The sequence below is a fragment of the Photorhabdus viridis genome, from assembly GCF_040256935.1.
GTDB classification, from domain to species: domain Bacteria; phylum Pseudomonadota; class Gammaproteobacteria; order Enterobacterales; family Enterobacteriaceae; genus Photorhabdus; species Photorhabdus viridis.
Genome location: NZ_JBEJZY010000365.1, coordinates 1 through 293 on the forward strand (window position 1 = coordinate 1; position 293 = coordinate 293).

1 protein-coding gene is annotated in these 293 nt (G+C 59.0%); it reads left to right on the forward strand.

Features of this window, described 5'->3' with window-relative positions:
- Positions 1-293: condensation domain-containing protein (locus tag ABR397_RS23760; protein ID WP_350307841.1), on the forward strand; the 293-nt coding region annotated here is incomplete at both ends.

The window sequence follows — 293 nt, forward strand, 5'->3', positions numbered from 1 at the left end:
GCCGGTTAATCTGGATGCGGCATTAACGACCGCGCTGAAACGCCTGAGTGAGCAGCACGGTGTGACGTTATTTATGACGCTGTTGTCAGCCTGGGCCGTGGTCCTGTCGCGCCTGTCCGGTCAGGAAACGGTAGTGATTGGGACACCGAGTGCCGGTCGCAGTCGTCAGGAAGTGGAGCCCCTGATCGGGTTCTTTGTGAATACACTGGCGTTGCGTATTGATATTCCGGGTGAACTGACGGTGACGGAATTACTGGCGCGGGTACGGCAAACCGCCTTAGCGGCGCAGGCGC